This window comes from Buttiauxella sp. B2 (assembly GCF_006376615.1).
Taxonomy (GTDB): domain Bacteria; phylum Pseudomonadota; class Gammaproteobacteria; order Enterobacterales; family Enterobacteriaceae; genus Buttiauxella.
On record NZ_VEXQ01000005.1, the window covers coordinates 241,185 to 257,814 of the forward strand.

The 16,630-nt window shown below is 49.8% G+C and carries 14 protein-coding genes and 1 tRNA gene; 5 read left to right on the plus strand and 10 right to left on the minus strand.

The window, feature by feature from the left end:
• Positions 1-145: 145 nt before the first annotated feature.
• The 7 genes from ptsP to folB all read right to left on the minus strand — a co-directional run bounded on the left by ptsP (position 146) and on the right by folB (position 8,720).
• Positions 146-2,626 (minus strand): phosphoenolpyruvate--protein phosphotransferase, encoded by a 2,481-nt coding sequence (gene ptsP / locus FH968_RS08855; RefSeq protein WP_139878775.1) that lies wholly within the window; start codon positions 2,624-2,626, stop codon positions 146-148.
• A gap of 13 nt (positions 2,627-2,639) precedes the next feature.
• Positions 2,640-5,228, minus strand: coding sequence for a glycoside hydrolase family 38 C-terminal domain-containing protein (locus FH968_RS08860; RefSeq protein WP_139878776.1), 2,589 nt, complete (start codon positions 5,226-5,228; stop codon positions 2,640-2,642).
• 134 nt (positions 5,229-5,362) lie between these two features.
• Positions 5,363-6,490: a PTS fructose transporter subunit IIC gene (locus FH968_RS08865; protein WP_139878777.1), complete on the minus strand. Its 1,128-nt coding sequence runs from the start codon at positions 6,488-6,490 to the stop codon at positions 5,363-5,365.
• Entirely contained in the window at positions 6,483-6,797 is a 315-nt protein-coding gene (locus tag FH968_RS08870; protein WP_139878778.1) for a PTS fructose transporter subunit IIB, read from the minus strand. The genes FH968_RS08865 and FH968_RS08870 overlap by 8 nt, the downstream gene beginning before the upstream one ends.
• Positions 6,779-7,279, minus strand: coding sequence for a hypothetical protein (locus FH968_RS08875; protein ID WP_139878779.1), 501 nt, complete (start codon positions 7,277-7,279; stop codon positions 6,779-6,781). Before FH968_RS08875 ends, FH968_RS08870 begins: the two co-directional genes overlap by 19 nt.
• A gap of 147 nt (positions 7,280-7,426) precedes the next feature.
• Entirely contained in the window at positions 7,427-8,245 is an 819-nt protein-coding gene (gene bacA / locus FH968_RS08880; protein ID WP_139878780.1) for an undecaprenyl-diphosphate phosphatase, read from the minus strand.
• A gap of 106 nt (positions 8,246-8,351) precedes the next feature.
• The gene (gene folB / locus FH968_RS08885; protein WP_139878781.1) at positions 8,352-8,720 is read right to left on the minus strand and encodes a bifunctional dihydroneopterin aldolase/7,8-dihydroneopterin epimerase; all 369 of its coding nucleotides are present in this window, start codon (positions 8,718-8,720) and stop codon (positions 8,352-8,354) included.
• Between the two features lie 107 nt (positions 8,721-8,827).
• Between folB and plsY the strand changes: the two genes are divergently transcribed.
• Entirely contained in the window at positions 8,828-9,445 is a 618-nt protein-coding gene (gene plsY, locus FH968_RS08890) for a glycerol-3-phosphate 1-O-acyltransferase PlsY (protein ID WP_139878782.1), read from the plus strand.
• Positions 9,446-9,479: 34 nt separating this feature from the next.
• Here plsY and tsaD read toward each other — a convergent pair whose 3' ends face one another.
• Positions 9,480-10,493: a tRNA (adenosine(37)-N6)-threonylcarbamoyltransferase complex transferase subunit TsaD gene (gene tsaD / locus FH968_RS08895; RefSeq protein ID WP_139878783.1), complete on the minus strand. Its 1,014-nt coding sequence runs from the start codon at positions 10,491-10,493 to the stop codon at positions 9,480-9,482.
• Between the two features lie 246 nt (positions 10,494-10,739).
• Between tsaD and rpsU the strand changes: the two genes are divergently transcribed.
• The 4 genes from rpsU (at position 10,740) to FH968_RS08915 (ending at position 15,118) form a co-directional block, all read left to right on the plus strand.
• Positions 10,740-10,955 carry a 30S ribosomal protein S21 gene (gene rpsU, locus FH968_RS08900; protein WP_001144069.1) on the plus strand — a complete coding sequence of 72 codons (216 nt, stop codon included), beginning with the start codon at positions 10,740-10,742 and terminating at the stop codon, positions 10,953-10,955.
• Between the two features lie 166 nt (positions 10,956-11,121).
• Positions 11,122-12,867 (plus strand): DNA primase, encoded by a 1,746-nt coding sequence (dnaG, locus tag FH968_RS08905; RefSeq protein WP_139878784.1) that lies wholly within the window; start codon positions 11,122-11,124, stop codon positions 12,865-12,867.
• 154 nt (positions 12,868-13,021) lie between these two features.
• Positions 13,022-14,860: an RNA polymerase sigma factor RpoD gene (gene rpoD / locus FH968_RS08910; RefSeq protein WP_139878785.1), complete on the plus strand. Its 1,839-nt coding sequence runs from the start codon at positions 13,022-13,024 to the stop codon at positions 14,858-14,860.
• A 181-nt stretch (positions 14,861-15,041) separates the two neighbouring features.
• Positions 15,042-15,118: transfer RNA gene (locus FH968_RS08915), tRNA-Ile, on the plus strand.
• Between the two features lie 165 nt (positions 15,119-15,283).
• On the opposite strand, the gene FH968_RS08920 is transcribed toward FH968_RS08915, so the two are convergent.
• The gene (locus tag FH968_RS08920; protein WP_139878786.1) at positions 15,284-15,502 is read right to left on the minus strand and encodes a DNA-binding transcriptional regulator; all 219 of its coding nucleotides are present in this window, start codon (positions 15,500-15,502) and stop codon (positions 15,284-15,286) included.
• A 69-nt stretch (positions 15,503-15,571) separates the two neighbouring features.
• A partial coding sequence (locus FH968_RS08925) for a phage late control D family protein (protein WP_139878787.1) occupies positions 15,572-16,630 on the minus strand: 1,059 nt, incomplete at its 5' end.

Genomic DNA, 16,630 nt, shown 5'->3' on the forward strand with positions numbered 1-16,630 from the left:
AGAGGTTGGCGCAACTTTGGGCCAACCAACATCAACACCAGCATGCCCACAAGAAGAAGGCCCACGCCAATACTGCCAACGGTTTGCGCATGCTTTGCGTTTCACCAGGTAAAGTAGTGGTTAAAGTCATTTCCTTTTTAGTCCCTTAAAGTGCCAGCTCTGACGACAAGAGATCCGTTAGCGTCGCAGCATCCGAGAGCGTTTGCAGCTGTTCGCGGAAATCGCTGTGCATCAGTTTGCGAGCCAGGCGCGAGAAGATCTTCATGTGGTTATTTTGTTCCTGTTCGTTTACCGTCAACATGATAACCAGTTGCACATCAATACCTTCCCCCCAACTCACAGGCGAATTAGCGCGCAAAAGAGAAATGCTGCTGTGCGACACATGTGGTGATTTGCAGTGCGGAATGGCCACTGAAAAACCGAGCGCGGTTGAGAACACGGCTTCACGCTCCCAGATAGCCCTTTCCACTTGCGACCCCGAAATAGCCCGCTGCTGTACTTCAAGGTTATCAGTCAGCAATTTGATAGCTTCTTCTTTGCTGTTCACGGTTTTATCCAGTAACAGCAATTCAGATGCCAGCACCGGTTTTTGCGATTGTGCTCGTGTGAACTTTTCTACAATTTCCACCACATCTTCACCGGTGTCGCAGGCAATAGCCGTTTCCAGAAGCTTTTGGCATTGCTGAACATTCAGCGTAGTTAGCGCTTCCTTACATTGCGTGATAGCTCCCGTCGCCATACTCAACTCCGTTAGCCCCATTCCGACGAGCAGTGGTAGCATTTGCTTATCTGCCGCCATTTCACCACATAGACTAATCGCCAGCCCCGCCGCTTGGGCACGCTGCGTAATATCGCGCATTAGCGCTAAAAACGTTGGGTTTCGATAGTCATACAGATGGCGTACATACGGATTCCCGCGATCGCATGCCAGGAAATACTGCGCCAGATCATTACTGCCGATAGAAACAAAATCGAGATAGTTAGCGGCTTTTTCCAGAAGATAGAGCGTTGATGGCACTTCAACCATAATACCAAGGTGCCACTCCCCGAGCGGAATATCCTCCTGCTGCAACGTGGCTGCGATGCGCTGAAACTCGCTGTGTAACCATTGTATTTCCGCAAGCGTTGCCACCATCGGCACCATGATATTCAATGGCCCAACCGCACTCGCTCTTAATAACGCACGGGCCTGCGTGGTGAAAACGTCATGAAACTGCGGGTACATACGCACGGCGCGATAGCCCAGGAACGGGTTTTCCTCTTTTGGTAAATCCAGAAAATCACAGGGTTTATCGCCACCAATATCCAGCGTACGAATAGTGATTTTTTTGCCCGCCGCACTTCTTAGTACTTCGCTGTATGCCTGAAATTGCTCATCTTCATCAGGCGCCTGGCTACGCTCACAAAACAGCATTTCGGTGCGGAACAGACCAACGCCATCAGCCCCAAGGGCAAACGCACTTTGCGCTTCAATGGCGAGTGCAGTATTCGCCAGCACGCTGACGGTGACACCATCAGCCGTAGAAACCTGTTGCCCGCACAATGGTGCACTTCGTTTCGCAATCGCCCGCTGTTTCGCTGTTTCCAGCCGATACCAGCTTTCCATTGCTTCATTCGGATTCGCCACCAGCAAACCGTAGCGGCTATCCAGAATCAACATGCTGGCCTCATGCGTCAGCCCCTCACTTTGCGTCACACCGCATAGCAACGGTATACCGAACGAACGGGCCAGAATCACGGTATGTGAGGTTTCACCACCGTCGCCCATCACAATGCCTTTCAGATGTGGATTGCGCAGCCGCAGAAACTGGCCGGGAGTAAGCGTACCGCTACAAATAACAATGCTGTCTTGCGTAAGCATTAGCTGGCTTTCAAGCGGTCTCCCTAACAGATTTGTGGCAATACCCTGGCAAAGATCACGAATATCAATAACGCGTTCGCGCAGATACTGGCTGCTGCTGTTGAGTAACGGTTGGCTCAACGTCTGCGCTGTCAGCACGATAGCTTGTAATGCGTTGCGCGCGGTAATGTGTGAAAACAAACATGATTTAAACGCAGGATCGCTGAGCAATTTAAGCTGCGCCGCCAGGACATGTTCGGCCCCCACATCTGCACTGCACAGCGTCTGTTGCGTTATGGCCCAAGCTTCAAGCAATTGCTGCTGTTGAAGAACAACATCCGTTGCAGGTTCATGACGCGACAATTCATGGAGATCCACCGAATCAATATGAACCGGAACACCACGGCCAATCCCCTTACTGACGCCATTACCACGCATGTATTTCGGGCAGGCATGTTCAATAAAGACCGGCAGCGGTTGTGTGTGATTGTCCGGCGATAACACTAGCGGTTCGTCACAATCTTCAAACTCATCGTGCATAAACGCATGAAGCAATTCAAAGGCCACTTGTTGATCTTCACCTTCAATCAAAAACTGGCACTGGTCGCCATGAGTAATATCCGCACCAATCATACCCAATACGCTTTTCGCATCAGCCTGCGTTTTTTTGCTCAGATTTATCAATGTAATAGAAGCTTTAAAAGGTTGCGTACGCTGTTCGATTTCACTGGCCGGACGCGCATGAATGCCATTGGGCAGAGTACAAATAAAGTCGAGTGTTAGCATGTTTTCCCCACCCTCAGAAAGTGATGACAAAAGTAGCAGGCGCGCACGTTGGCACCGTTCCTGGATGGGTATTCAACGCAGTTTCAGCAAGCGTCGCGGGCGTTACTTCCCCGTTTGCGCTAACCGCCCCTCGTGGTAAAGGTTGCGTAGACGGGTTCCAGCTACGCACCACTAACGCATCGCTATGTTGCGCTTTTTTCAGCACGCTGAAATGAAGATCGGTATCCCAACTTAATATGCTGAAATGATGTGGGAAAATGCGGCTGTGAGGATTAGAACGGAAACGGGACCAGCCAGTTGCAAGCCAGGCGTGAAGCATACTGCGGGCACGTTCAACGTCACGCCAGAACACCTTATCCGCGCCGTTATTCATCAATAACAGGCTGAGTTTGAAATGGTGCATTCCCTGAATTTGCGACTCTGGCGACGGCAAAACCATACCGGATGCGCGACCAGGACGATAAGGCATATTGGCCTGCCCGAGCCAACCCACGCTACGCAACAAAGTCACCGCAATCACGTCCTGCCGATTTTCTGGGATTTGATATTCACGCAACCCTTCAGTCACAACGCACAACCCGCGCTTCTCGTCGAACATCATGACCTGGCTTTGCATCGGATAGAGTGCTACCGGGGCTTCAGTCCACTGCTCGTCTTTCCAAACTGCCATTTCAGGCGGTTGGTTATAGCGTTCAATCAGGCCAAATGGCTGATCAGCGAAGTGAATATGTTGCTGAACATCAGTCGGTAGCAAGACCTGCAAACGATGATCGCAAACCGTGTTATTCACGCTGATAGCCACATCAAGCCAGGTATTACTATGCACAAGCGTGATGACCATCGAAATATCGAGATTGGCATCGATCTTGCGCTCTTTGCGCGCCGCTAAATCCTGCGGTACAGCCATCTGCCAGTTCAGCGTTAAACTACTTTGCAACGGCCCTTGCTGACCACTGATGGAAGCCAGAAATGCATCACTATTGATAAGCCAGTCATCGAACGGAGGCGAATAGTTGTAGTTATCACCTGCGTCCCCACCATCTACCAATTGCAAAATGTGGTGATAAACCTGTCGACTGCGCTTGTCGGTCAGCGTCAAAATCCCTCGTTCGTCAGCATCTAATCGCAGCCATTCGTTTTCAAGTTTCACTATCGGTTTACTATGCTGTTCAAAACCCGCGCTGACACCCTCTTGCAAGTACAACGTCTGATAACCGCACGCAGGGATATCGGCGACTTCCAGCACCAACTGACATTTGCGGTACCAGGTGGTTTCGGTGCTGTTTGATAACTCCTGAACGATTATCGACATATCCTGGCGACCTTCTTCGACAATCTGCCAACGGCACTCTTTGCCTGCGCCATCTACCACGCGGAAATCGTGATCCGGTGTGAAAATCGTTAGTTCGACCAGACCGTGACGGACTTGCGGACGGGCATTGAAGATGATGATTTTCTTGCCTTCCTGTAGCGCTGAGATCCCTTCAGCGAGCATCTTCATATTCAGATCGATAAGCTGTTCAGCCATTTCGAGGCCCGATTCAAGGCGATTTTTCACCATCGCGTTCACCCGGTCTGAATTGCAGCCGCCAATACTGTCGTGAGCATGGGACTTCATCGCTTCGCGCCAGATGTTATCCACTGCATGTTGCGGATACGGAAGGCCCAGCCGCCAGTTGACGGCTAATAGCGGCTCCAGATGTTGGCTCAGTGTCTGTTCCAGGCGTGCATTCAACTGTTTAATGTCGACACGAGTTGAGAAAATACCGCGATGAACACGCATGTATTTTGGGCTGATTAGCTCTCCCTGGTAAGTCGGCAACTCTGCATTCGTGCTTTCCAGCGCCTGGAAAAACTGGCTGAAACTGCTGCGTACAAAACGATAGTTATCTTGCTGCTGATTCAGCTGGTCGAGCATTGCCGGAACGCGATACTCAAACGGCGACTGGTCATTGCCATTTGGTAGCAGAACATGGTCGGTTAATGAGAAACGTGTCTGTTTTTCCAGAGTCGTTTCCAGTGTCTTTAACCCGTCAAGTGGGGAGTCCGGCAACCATTTTGCACAACCATATCCCCACGGCAGTACGGCGGCGGTGACTTTACTGCCATCGGCACTGTGCCAGCTAAATTCACTGTGCGACACGTTGTATTCGCTCCAGCCACGCCAGATAACTGCATGGTCGATAGCAAACTGTTGCAAAAACATTGGTAATTGTGCGCTTTGCCCAAATGAATCAGGAACATAACCTATAGGCATTAAGCCACCAAAGCGTTGGCAATCGGCGTGCCCTAGCAGCAAGTTACGGGTTATAGACTCCGCCCCCACCACCAGAAAATCGCTTTGCGTATACCATGGACCGGTAACAATTCGACCCTGCTCAATTAATTTCCGTAATCGTGTTTCCTGATGAGGTGCCACATTTAAATAATCTTCGATAATGACCGTTTGCCCGTCGAGAACGAATGGCCCTAATGTTTTATCTTCTTCCAGGCGCTGTAATAAATCGTCCATAAAATAATAAAGCACTGCTTTTGAATCATTCTCGGTGAAATACCACTCACGATCCCAATGAGTATGTTGTACCAGATGAACAGTTTTCATATTTCGACCCTACATGATGACGAGATCATATTAATCACGGCATAATGACTTTTATTTAAACGCGGAGAACCCTGAGAATAATCACTCTCATTTATATTTCCCAGACACTCATCAGAACACCATAAAATAAACCGTTAACGGCTCACTTTAAATTTAGGTGCTGGTGTAGTGGTTTTTTCTTCTTTGTTGGTTAATGGTTTCATTTGGCGAAAAACCAGCAGTGAACCCACTGCGACAATCGCGGAACCTACGGCAATCGACAGGATGTAAATCGGCCAACCATCCACGGCCAACCAACCATAAAACCCGGAAATGGGCGCATGATTTACTGCACCTAAACCCACCGCCATCGCAGCCCCCGTGGCTGTACCTACAACGTTGATAATAATAATTTTGGGATTTGCCAGGGCAAAAGGAATTGCACCTTCCGAAACACCAATCAAACCCATAAGCGTTGAAGCTTTACCTGCTTCTTGCAACGATTCCGGGAAGCGGTTTTTCCAGATAAGTGAAGCAACGCCGAGGCCAATTGGCGGGATGATAATCGCCACTTGTGCCGCCGTATTGGGGTCGTAAATACCGGAAGCTAGTAACGCCATTGCGGTAGTGACTGCCGCTTTGTTTACCGGCCCGCCAAGGTCAAAGCCCACCATACCGCCGACCACTGCCGCCAGGATGATTTTGTTGGTGCCGGACATCGCCATTAACCACGCTTCCATACCGTGATTTAATGCCGCCAGAGGCGTGCCAATCACAAATGCCATGATGATGCAGGTCAGCAGCGTGCCACCAACAGGCAGAATAAAAATCGGTCCCGCAGAGGCCAGCGAGCGTGGCAGTTTAACTTTCGCCGTCAACAAGCGAATGATGTAACCCGCGACGAAACCCGCCGCCAGTGCTCCCAGGAAGCCCGTTCCCAGGTTACTAGCCAAAAGACCACCCACCATGCCTGGCGCAATCCCCGGTTTATTGGCAATCGCAAAACTGATGTAACCCGCCACAACCGGCAACATCAATGACAACGCTAGCCCACCAAACCCATCGAACTTGTGTAGCATCTGCACGACCAGGCTTGCAGCTTGTTCATGGCTGGCATCCCAAATATTATCGATGCCATACATCGAGGCACCAATACGGGCGATCCCCATAATAACCGCACCTGCGATGACAAACGGCAGCATGTACGATACACCCGTCATGATAGCGTTTTTGACTTCTGTACCCGTGGAGGATTTCGGTCCGCCACCCTGAAATTTAGCCATGATTTATCTCCTGCTCAATGGCTTCAAAGACGGCCTCACCAAACTTTATCGGGTCTGCCACGCTGCATTCCAGTTTTAGCATGCCATCAAACCGTTCTCTGTTATTGATAGCAACATCGGCGGCAATGATCACACCATCGGCACGCACCAGGTCTTCTGCGGTAATCTCGTTCTCTACCCCCATGCTGCCCTGGGTTTCGACTTTAATTTCATGCCCACGGCTTTTGCCAGTGATTTCCAGCGCTTCAGCGGCCATAAAGGTATGAGCGACGCCTGTCGGACATGCAGCTACACAAACGATATACATAATGGATTCTCTCTCGGGTCGGATTTAGACAATAAAAAAAGCACAATGGCGGTGAGGCGCATTGTGCTTTTTAATCGATAAAACAGCATATTATGTGAATCTGAATTGGCGTCTGACTCGCCGCTTAAACGATGGCAAACCAACAACTGGTGGACACTGCGGGTAGTAAAGCTAAACGCCAGCTCGTGGCGAAGTTGCGCCACCAGGCGAACCTGAAAAATAGTTTTTACAGCACCTGAGGCTTGTGGAATCGGTAGCCGGGGAGATGCAGCTACCAAGCTCTGGCTTGCACAACCCCATAAACGTGACCAGCCACAAGAAAAATCATCATCGCTATTTTCATGCGTAGATTCTTCAGCAGAACTCAGTGACTGAACGGAGTTGAAACAACAAAGTCCACACAGCAATGACTTCACGCTGCTGAATCTCTCCAGCAGACAATAGAAGCAATAGCTGATAAATCGGTGGACAATGGTTGACATATTTCCTCCAGAAACGAGTAGATGATAATAGTCAGGAATGAATTGGGGGAATGTGATTGTTCGCACAACTTCTCACATTACGCTAATCCCTAATCAAAAATAAAAAAGCCACTCATTATGAGTGGCTTTTAATATTAGTGGTGAATATTAGAAGAACACGAAATAAACCACTGCCGCAACCGCAAAACGATAAATTGCGAACGGAATAAAAGAAATACGCTTGATAATTTGCAGGAATGTTTTAATAGCAATTAGCGCAACGATAAATGCGGTAATAAAACCAACGGCAAACATTGGAAGATCGGCCATAGTTAAAAAACCGATGCTCTTATAAACATCCAACACTGTGGCACCCATCATCATTGGCACGGCCAGCAGGAAAGAAAACTCAGATGCAGCGTATCGGCTAACACCCATTAGCATCCCGCCTGAAATTGTCGCACCGGAGCGCGAAAATCCCGGCCACAAAGCTAAACACTGGAAGCAACCAATAGCAAATGCCTGACGATAAGTGATGTCATCAACACCTTCTGCACGCGCAACTTTTGGTTTTAACAGTTCTGCGGCTATCAGCAGCACACCGCCCACCACTAGCGCATACATGACGTTCACCGGATTAAATAGCGATTTAATCATGTCATGGAAAACCAGCCCCAGAACCACCGCTGGCACCATACCCAACAGGATATGGATCAGTGTCAAACGCCCTGTTCCCGTGCCTTCATGCGGTTGGCGACCAAAGTGAATACCAATAAGCCCAAACAAGCGACGCCAGAACATCACCACCACCGCAAGGATAGAACCAAGCTGGATAACCACTTCAAATGTTTTCGCCGTATCGCCTTCAAATCCGAGCAAGTGACCGACAATAATCATATGGCCAGTGGACGAAACAGGGAGGAACTCCGTAAGACCTTCAACAACCCCAAGAATTGCAGCAATAACTAACGAGTGCAGATCGCCCATTAATAAACCCTCTAACCCCTAAAGCAAACATAAAAAAAGCGGCAACTGCCGCGAATAGATAACAGTTATGACCAGGTTACACATGCTTGGTTTAACAAATATGAATTTAATGATTAGCTTTCAGATTACTGCCACGTTCAATAACAACCCCAACATTGGCTGCCTGCGCAACCGCACCTGGTTTGCTGACTTTTAAACGTACCCAAGGTGAATTAAAGCGGGTCAGCAGGAGTTGTGCGACCTCTTCAGCAACACGTTCAACCAGAGCAAAACGCCCCCCGGAGACATGGTTAATTACCGCTTCACTGACATCAGCATAGCTTAAACAATCATTTACATTGTCGCTGCTGGCGGCCTGGCGGTTATCCCATGCCATTTCGATATCGAATACCAATTTCTGGGAGATAGTTTGTTCCCAGTCGTAAACACCAATTGTGGTGATTACAGTGAGTTGCTCTATAAATACAATGTCCATCACGCCCTGCCCGGTTTTTAGTCACGCCAGATACCACTTCTGGCGAAATATGCGTATTATCCACAGATGCAGAGAATACAACGACACTTTCAAAATGGAACAGCGTTATGAGTGCAATCGCGCCTGGCATGATCCTACTCGCGTATCTTTGCGGCTCAATTTCTAGCGCCATTCTGGTCTGCCGAATAGCGGGGCTTCCTGACCCGCGAGAGAACGGTTCCGGCAATCCAGGTGCAACCAATGTTTTACGTATTGGCGGTAAAGGCGCAGCCGTAGCGGTACTGATTTTTGATGTTCTCAAAGGAATGTTACCAGTCTGGGCGGCATACGCGCTAGGCGTAACCCCGTTCTGGCTGGGGCTTATCGCTATCGCCGCTTGCCTTGGTCATATCTGGCCCGTTTTCTTTAAATTCCACGGTGGCAAAGGTGTCGCAACCGCATTTGGTGCCATAGCACCGATCGGCTGGGATTTAACCGGTGTGATGGCGGGCACCTGGCTACTGAGCGTATTGCTCAGCGGTTACTCCTCACTTGGCGCAATTATTAGTGCGCTGATCGCCCCGTTCTATGTCTGGTGGTTCAAACCACAGTTCACCTTCCCGGTAGCAATGCTTTCCTGTCTGATTTTAATGCGCCATCACGATAATATTCAGCGTTTGTGGCGTGGTCAGGAAACCAAAATCTGGAAGAAATTACGCAGAAATAAAGACAAAAAAAAGGAGTGATTTCTCACTCCCTGTTTGTTGATTTGGTTTAGTTTTACGCCGCCGGTAACTCTGCCAGCGGCCACCGTGGGCGGACTGTCACGCTCAATTCACCTGCGGTTCCCGCTTTCAAACGAATCATACCTGCGTAAGCAATCATCGCGCCGTTATCGGTACAGAATTCAGGACGCGCGTAGAACACCTCACCACGGCGTTTAGCCATCATCTCTTCCATACGCATACGCAGCGTACGGTTTGCGCTCACACCACCCGCCATCACCAGACGCTTAAAACCGGTTTGATCCAACGCACGTTTGCATTTAATAGCCAGCGTATCTACAACAGCATCTTCAAAAGCTCGAGCGATATCGGCACGCGTTTGTGGATCTGCGTCGTTACCGCGAATCGTGTTGGCAGCAAAAGTTTTCAGACCAGAAAAACTGAAATCGAGGCCAGGTCTATCCGTCATCGGGCGCGGGAAAGTAAAGCGCCCTGCAGTGCCTTGTGATGCCATTTTTGAAAGCATTGGCCCACCAGGATAGTCCAGACCCAGCAGTTTGGCTGTTTTATCAAAGGCTTCACCTGCGGCGTCATCAATAGACTCACCGAGCAGTTCGTACTGGCCGATTCCCGTCACACTAATTAATTGTGTATGGCCGCCGGAAACCAGCAACGCGACAAACGGAAACTCTGGCGGATTATCTTCCAGCATCGGCGCTAATAAATGCCCTTCCATGTGATGAACCGGCACAGCGGGCACATCCCAGGCAAATGCCAGTGAACGACCAATGGTTGCCCCAACCAAGAGCGCACCGACAAGGCCAGGCCCTGCGGTATAAGCGACGCCATCAATATCTTCGGCGGTTAATCCTGCTTCTTTAAGCGCTGCCTGAATCAATGGTACGGTTTTGCGCACATGGTCACGGGAAGCAAGTTCCGGCACCACGCCGCCATAGTCTGCGTGCAATTTCACCTGACTATACAATTGATTGGCTAACAAACCTTTTTCATCGTCATAAATGGCGATGCCGGTTTCATCGCAGGATGTTTCTATACCCAGTACACGCATGGTTTTCTCTACCTCTCAGTCTTGCCGCGAAGTTTAAGCCCCTGGGCGCTTATTGTAAAACTTTGCTCACATACTGTGCTCGGGTGGTGTATAATCCACGCCCCTGGAAGATTCCGGCCCAAAAGCCAGGTTTCTGGTTGTCCGGTGCTTTACAAAGCAGCAGTAGTTGCAGTAAAATTCCGCACCATTTTGAAATAGCTGACGCCTAAGTCAGCGGCAAACCGAATTTATCAAAGGTGAGAGTTAATGCCGGTAATTAAAGTACGTGAAAACGAGCCTTTCGACGTAGCACTGCGTCGCTTCAAGCGTTCTTGTGAGAAAGCAGGTGTTCTGGCGGAAGTTCGTCGTCGTGAGTTCTATGAAAAACCGACTACCGAACGTAAACGCGCTAAAGCTTCTGCTGTGAAACGTCACGCGAAGAAATTGGCTCGCGAAAACGCACGCCGCACTCGTCTGTACTAGTATCCTGGGGGTTTTAGCCTCCGGAACAGACTTGTAGTAGTTGTAAAGGCCGTGCTTCCGAAAGGAATGCGCGGCTTATTTTCGTTCATGAAACTGACATACTTCTGCTCTTTCAACCTGTTGCTTTTTCGCAAGACTGAAAGTAAGCAAGTACCAAACGGGGCCTATGGCTGGACGAATTCCACGTGTTTTCATCAATGACTTGCTGGCTCGCACCGACATCATCGATCTGATCGATGCGCGTGTTAAGCTGAAAAAGCAGGGCAAGAACTATCATGCGTGCTGTCCGTTCCATAACGAAAAAACCCCCTCTTTCACCGTAAACGGTGAGAAACAGTTTTACCATTGTTTCGGCTGTGGTGCGCATGGCAACGCGCTAGATTTTTTAATGAACTACGACAAGCTTGAATTTGTCGAAAGCGTTGAAGAAATGGCGGCCATGCACAACCTTGAGGTGCCATACGAAGCAGGTAGCGGACCAAGCCAGATTGAGCGTCATCAACGGCAAAGTCTGTATCAATTGATGGATGGCTTAAATGCCTTTTATCAGCAATCCCTGGGTCAACAATCGGCTGAATCTGCTCGCCAGTATCTGGCACAGCGTGGTTTAAGTGCCGAGGTTATTCAACACTTTGCCATCGGTTATGCCCCTCCCGGTTGGGATAACGTCTTAAAACGGTTTGGTGGTAATAGCGAAAATCGTCAGGCTCTGACGGATGCAGGCATGTTGGTCACCAACGATCAGGGGCGTAGCTACGACCGCTTCCGTGAACGGGTGATGTTCCCGATCCGTGATAAGCGAGGCCGGGTAATTGGTTTTGGTGGTCGCGTGCTGGGCGATGGCCAGCCGAAGTACCTGAACTCCCCGGAAACTGAAATTTTTCATAAAGGCCGCCAGCTCTATGGCCTATATGAAGCGCAACAAAGTCAGTCAGAACCGCCGCGTTTATTGGTGGTGGAAGGTTACATGGATGTGGTCGCTTTGGCGCAATACGGCATATCTTACGCCGTTGCCTCTTTAGGCACGTCAACCACCGCTGACCATATCCAACTGCTGTTCCGGGTTACTGATACCGTGGTCTGTTGTTATGACGGGGATCGCGCTGGGCGAGATGCCGCATGGCGCGCTCTGGAAACTGCGCTACCTTATATGACGGACGGACGTCAGTTGCGCTTTATGTTCTTGCCTGATGGTGAAGACCCCGACACGCTGGTGCGTAAAGAAGGTAAAGAAGCATTTGAAGCGCGCATGGAACACGCACAGCCGCTTTCTACGTTTCTTTTTAACAGCCTGATGCCGCAGGTCGATTTGAGTTCACCGGATGGCCGTGCGCGACTGAGTACTCTTGCATTACCACTGATTACTCAGGTACCTGGTGAAACTTTACGTATTTATCTGCGCCAGGAACTGGGCAACAAACTGGGCATTTTAGACGATAACCAGCTTGAAAAGTTGATGCCTAAGCTTGCGGAGAACAACGGACCGCGCCCGGCTCCACAGCTAAAACGCACAACCATGCGTATACTGATAGGACTACTGGTTCAAAATCCAGAGTTGGCACCGAGTGTGCCACCGCTTAACGGTCTGGAACAGGCGAAGTTGCCAGGGTTGAAACTCTTTATCGACCTTGTAAATACCTGCCTTGCACAACCAGGTTTAACCACCGGACAGCTTTTAGAGCTATATCGCGGCACAAATGAAGCTGCAACCCTTGAAAAACTTTCTTCATGGGACGATATAGCAGATAAGGATATTGCAGAAAAAACGTTCACCGATGCACTCGAACATATGTTTGATTCCGTGCTGGAGTTGAGGTTTGAAGAATTGATTGCACGTTCCAGAACAACAGGGCTAACGCCTGCGGAGCGTGAGGAAGTCCGCGTGATAACAGAATCACGCGCGAAAAAGTAAATACTCGCGGCTTAACTGCCGAACATTAGTCGGGTCAAACCCGAACGCCGCAAGGATGGGCAGCGGCAATAAAATAAGTCAGCCCTCGTTACGTTATTGTTGGCGGTTTCGCCGACCGACACCAACCCTAATACTGAAGTGTGGATACCGTCTTATGGAGCAAAACCCGCAGTCACAGCTTAAACTTCTTGTCCAACGTGGTAAGGAGCAAGGCTATCTGACCTATGCTGAGGTCAATGACCATCTGCCGGAAGATATCGTCGACTCCGATCAGATCGAAGACATCATCCAAATGATCAATGACATGGGCATTCAGGTGATGGAAGAAGCACCTGACGCCGATGACCTGTTGCTTGCTGAAAATTCAAACAACACAGACGAAGATGCGGAAGAAGCTGCCGCTCAAGTGCTGTCCAGCGTAGAATCTGAAATCGGGCGTACCACTGACCCGGTTCGCATGTACATGCGTGAAATGGGTACCGTTGAGCTGTTAACCCGTGAGGGTGAAATCGATATCGCTAAACGTATCGAAGACGGTATCAACCAGGTACAGTGCTCCGTTGCCGAATATCCGGAAGCGATCACTTATCTGCTTGAGCAGTACGATCGCGTTGAAGCAGAACAAGCACGTCTGTCTGATTTGATCATTGGCTTTGTTGACCCGAATGCTGAAGAAGATCTTGCCCCTACAGCCACTCACATCGGTTCTGAGCTAACCAGCGAAGAAAACACTGATAATAGTGATGACGAAGAAGATGAGGAAGAAGCGGACGATGACAACAGCATCGACCCAGAACTTGCTCGTGAAAAATTCGGTGAGCTGCGTACTCAGTACGAAAAAGCTCGCGATACGATCAAAGCGAAGGGCCGTGCTCACGCAGATTCTGCCGCTGAAATTCAGCAACTGTCTGAAGTCTTCAAACAGTTCCGCCTGGTACCGAAGCAATTCGACTACCTGGTAAACAGCATGCGCGTCATGATGGACCGCGTTCGTACGCAAGAACGTATCATCATGAAACTGTGTGTTGAACAGTGCAAAATGCCGAAGAAAAACTTCATCACCTTGTTCACTGGCAACGAAACCAGCGAAACCTGGTTCAACGCAGCCATTGCAATGAACAAGCCGTGGTCTGAAAAACTGCACGACGTATCTGATGACGTACATCGCAGCTTGCAGAAACTGCAGCAGATTGAAGAAGAAACCGGTCTGACCATCGAGCAGGTTAAAGACATCAACCGCCGTATGTCTATCGGGGAAGCGAAAGCTCGCCGCGCGAAGAAAGAGATGGTTGAAGCAAACTTACGTCTGGTTATTTCTATCGCTAAGAAATACACCAACCGTGGTCTGCAATTCCTCGACCTGATTCAGGAGGGTAACATCGGCCTGATGAAAGCAGTTGATAAGTTTGAATACCGTCGTGGCTACAAGTTCTCTACTTATGCTACATGGTGGATTCGTCAGGCTATCACGCGTTCTATCGCCGACCAGGCACGCACCATCCGTATTCCGGTGCATATGATTGAGACAATCAACAAACTCAACCGTATTTCGCGCCAGATGCTGCAAGAGATGGGCCGTGAGCCAACACCGGAAGAGCTGGCTGAACGCATGCTGATGCCGGAAGACAAAATCCGTAAAGTGCTGAAAATTGCTAAAGAGCCAATCTCCATGGAAACGCCAATCGGCGACGATGAAGATTCGCACTTGGGTGATTTCATCGAGGATACAACCCTCGAGCTGCCACTGGACTCTGCAACTTCCGAGAGCTTGCGTAATGCCACGCACGACGTTCTGGCGGGTCTGACCGCTCGTGAAGCTAAAGTTCTGCGTATGCGTTTCGGTATCGACATGAATACCGACCACACGCTGGAAGAAGTGGGCAAACAGTTCGACGTTACCCGCGAACGTATCCGTCAGATCGAGGCGAAGGCATTGCGCAAACTGCGCCACCCAAGCCGTTCTGAAGTACTGCGTAGCTTCCTGGACGATTAATTATATTGTTCGTCAAAAAGCCCTCCTCGTGAGGGCTTTTTTATATCTGAGCAATAGCACTAGTCAGGAAAATACAAGAACCACCCAGCATAAGGGTTTGATAAGACTTTGTTTATAAAACCAGCACATGCAACGTAATGACTGGATTGCAGCTCAGAGTTACATTATAATCCTGCGCCACGGCCCCTTAGCTCAGTTGGTTAGAGCAGGCGACTCATAATCGCTTGGTCACTGGTTCAAGTCCAGTAGGGGCCACCAAATTTTAGCTTTAAAATCATATAATTAAGCCACTTTTAACGAAGTGGCTTTTTTGTTTCTGATGCCCAGTGTCGCAAAAGTGTCGCAGCGTTTTTTTGCGACATCACGTAGATCGGTTCCACGCTAATTTTCAATAATAAAAAACCCGCTCGAAGCGGGCTTTTTCTATAACCATATGGTTTGCTGTCCACCTCTAATCGGGTGAGGTGGCGCGGGGATAATCTTACCTGGAGTAACGATAAAGCGTTCGACTGACTCCATTGTCACAAAAGTACAACTGCAATTAATATTTGTACATTGATGGTAACGCTCTTTTGTGTTTTCACTAAGATAGCGACTTGTGCGGGCATGCGCTGCGTGCTGGCATTTAGGACAATGAAACATGGCTCGCCTCATTACTCTCATTAAGTGAGTAAATGATACGCTTTAATTCGCTTTTTGAGAATTATTTTATTAAAAGTCGCTTTTTGCGTCATATTCAACATCCGAAAGCCGCACCTCAAGCTCAAGCGAAGTCGTGAAGCCGCTATTACTGAGTGAGTGCATTACCTTAGTGATCGTCCATGCCTGCTCGTCTATCACGCGCTTAAAGCCTGAGACCGCGACCGGTGTTTCCGGGTAGAGATCTGCGCGCCCCATGGCGAGACTAATCGAAAACTCCGCCACACCGCGTTGCAGTTTGTCCCATTTTGCCTGAGCGGCACGCATCGCCTGTATCTTGCTGGCATAGATGGTGGTCAGCGCAAACACATTATCTTCCTCACCGACCATGTACTCACCTTCGCGTGATTCCTTTTCTTTGGGTGCTGCTTTGGTTTTTACCGGCTGCGCTTTCGGGTGCTGGAGGGCGCGCAGATTCTGCGGCTTTGCCTTGCGCTTGAGTTTCACCTGCTGTTTCTGCGCTTTCGGCTCTCTGGTGTGCAGCCATTTCGCGGTCACGCCGGTATACGCGCCCCGGTCGGCAATCGCAAACTGGTGGCGGTCACCATCACGGCGCTCGAGGGTCATCTGTGGAATGGGTTTACCGCTGGCCGTAACACCGGCACCGGCTTTCAGGAACAGCAATTTCCCCGCCTTGACCGACACCTCCGCCCCGTTGCGCTCCGCCAGGCGGGTGAGAAACTTCGCGTCTGACTCCTGCGACTGGTCGATATGCGGGATAGCAATCGAGGCAAACACCGGCGCGACACTGGCCGTCAGTTTGTTGCGGCTGGCAATCGTGTTGAGGATTACACCGAGGGTGGTGTCGTGATACGACGCTTCACGCCGTGAGTTGAGCGTGCCGCGAAAATCCGCACTCCTTGCCCGGATGGTCAGCGTGTCCGGTGCGCCCCGGTGCTCAATTTCATCCACCGTGAATTGTCCTTTGCCGATAAGCGCCGAACCCTGCCAGCCGAGAAACAAGGATAGCACCGCACCACGCACCGGCAGCTCAATCAGGCCGTCAGTGTCGTCGAGTTCGATATCAAGCTGGTCAGCTTCAAAACCCCGGTTATCCGACAGACTGAGGCT

Bases quoted from the DNA above. Each gene is read 5' to 3' on its own strand.
- ptsP (WP_139878775.1), bottom strand. From the start codon at position 2,626: ATGCTAACACTCGACTTTATTTGTACTCTGCCCAATGGCATTCATGCG.
- FH968_RS08860 (WP_139878776.1), bottom strand. From the start codon at position 5,228: ATGAAAACTGTTCATCTGGTACAACATACTCATTGGGATCGTGAGTGG.
- FH968_RS08865 (WP_139878777.1), bottom strand. From the start codon at position 6,490: ATGGCTAAATTTCAGGGTGGCGGACCGAAATCCTCCACGGGTACAGAA.
- FH968_RS08870 (WP_139878778.1), bottom strand. From the start codon at position 6,797: ATGTATATCGTTTGTGTAGCTGCATGTCCGACAGGCGTCGCTCATACC.
- FH968_RS08875 (WP_139878779.1), bottom strand. From the start codon at position 7,279: ATGTCAACCATTGTCCACCGATTTATCAGCTATTGCTTCTATTGTCTG.
- bacA (WP_139878780.1), bottom strand. From the start codon at position 8,245: ATGGGCGATCTGCACTCGTTAGTTATTGCTGCAATTCTTGGGGTTGTT.
- folB (WP_139878781.1), bottom strand. From the start codon at position 8,720: ATGGACATTGTATTTATAGAGCAACTCACTGTAATCACCACAATTGGT.
- plsY (WP_139878782.1), top strand. From the start codon at position 8,828: ATGAGTGCAATCGCGCCTGGCATGATCCTACTCGCGTATCTTTGCGGC.
- tsaD (WP_139878783.1), bottom strand. From the start codon at position 10,493: ATGCGTGTACTGGGTATAGAAACATCCTGCGATGAAACCGGCATCGCC.
- rpsU (WP_001144069.1), top strand. From the start codon at position 10,740: ATGCCGGTAATTAAAGTACGTGAAAACGAGCCTTTCGACGTAGCACTG.
- dnaG (WP_139878784.1), top strand. From the start codon at position 11,122: ATGGCTGGACGAATTCCACGTGTTTTCATCAATGACTTGCTGGCTCGC.
- rpoD (WP_139878785.1), top strand. From the start codon at position 13,022: ATGGAGCAAAACCCGCAGTCACAGCTTAAACTTCTTGTCCAACGTGGT.
- FH968_RS08920 (WP_139878786.1), bottom strand. From the start codon at position 15,502: ATGTTTCATTGTCCTAAATGCCAGCACGCAGCGCATGCCCGCACAAGT.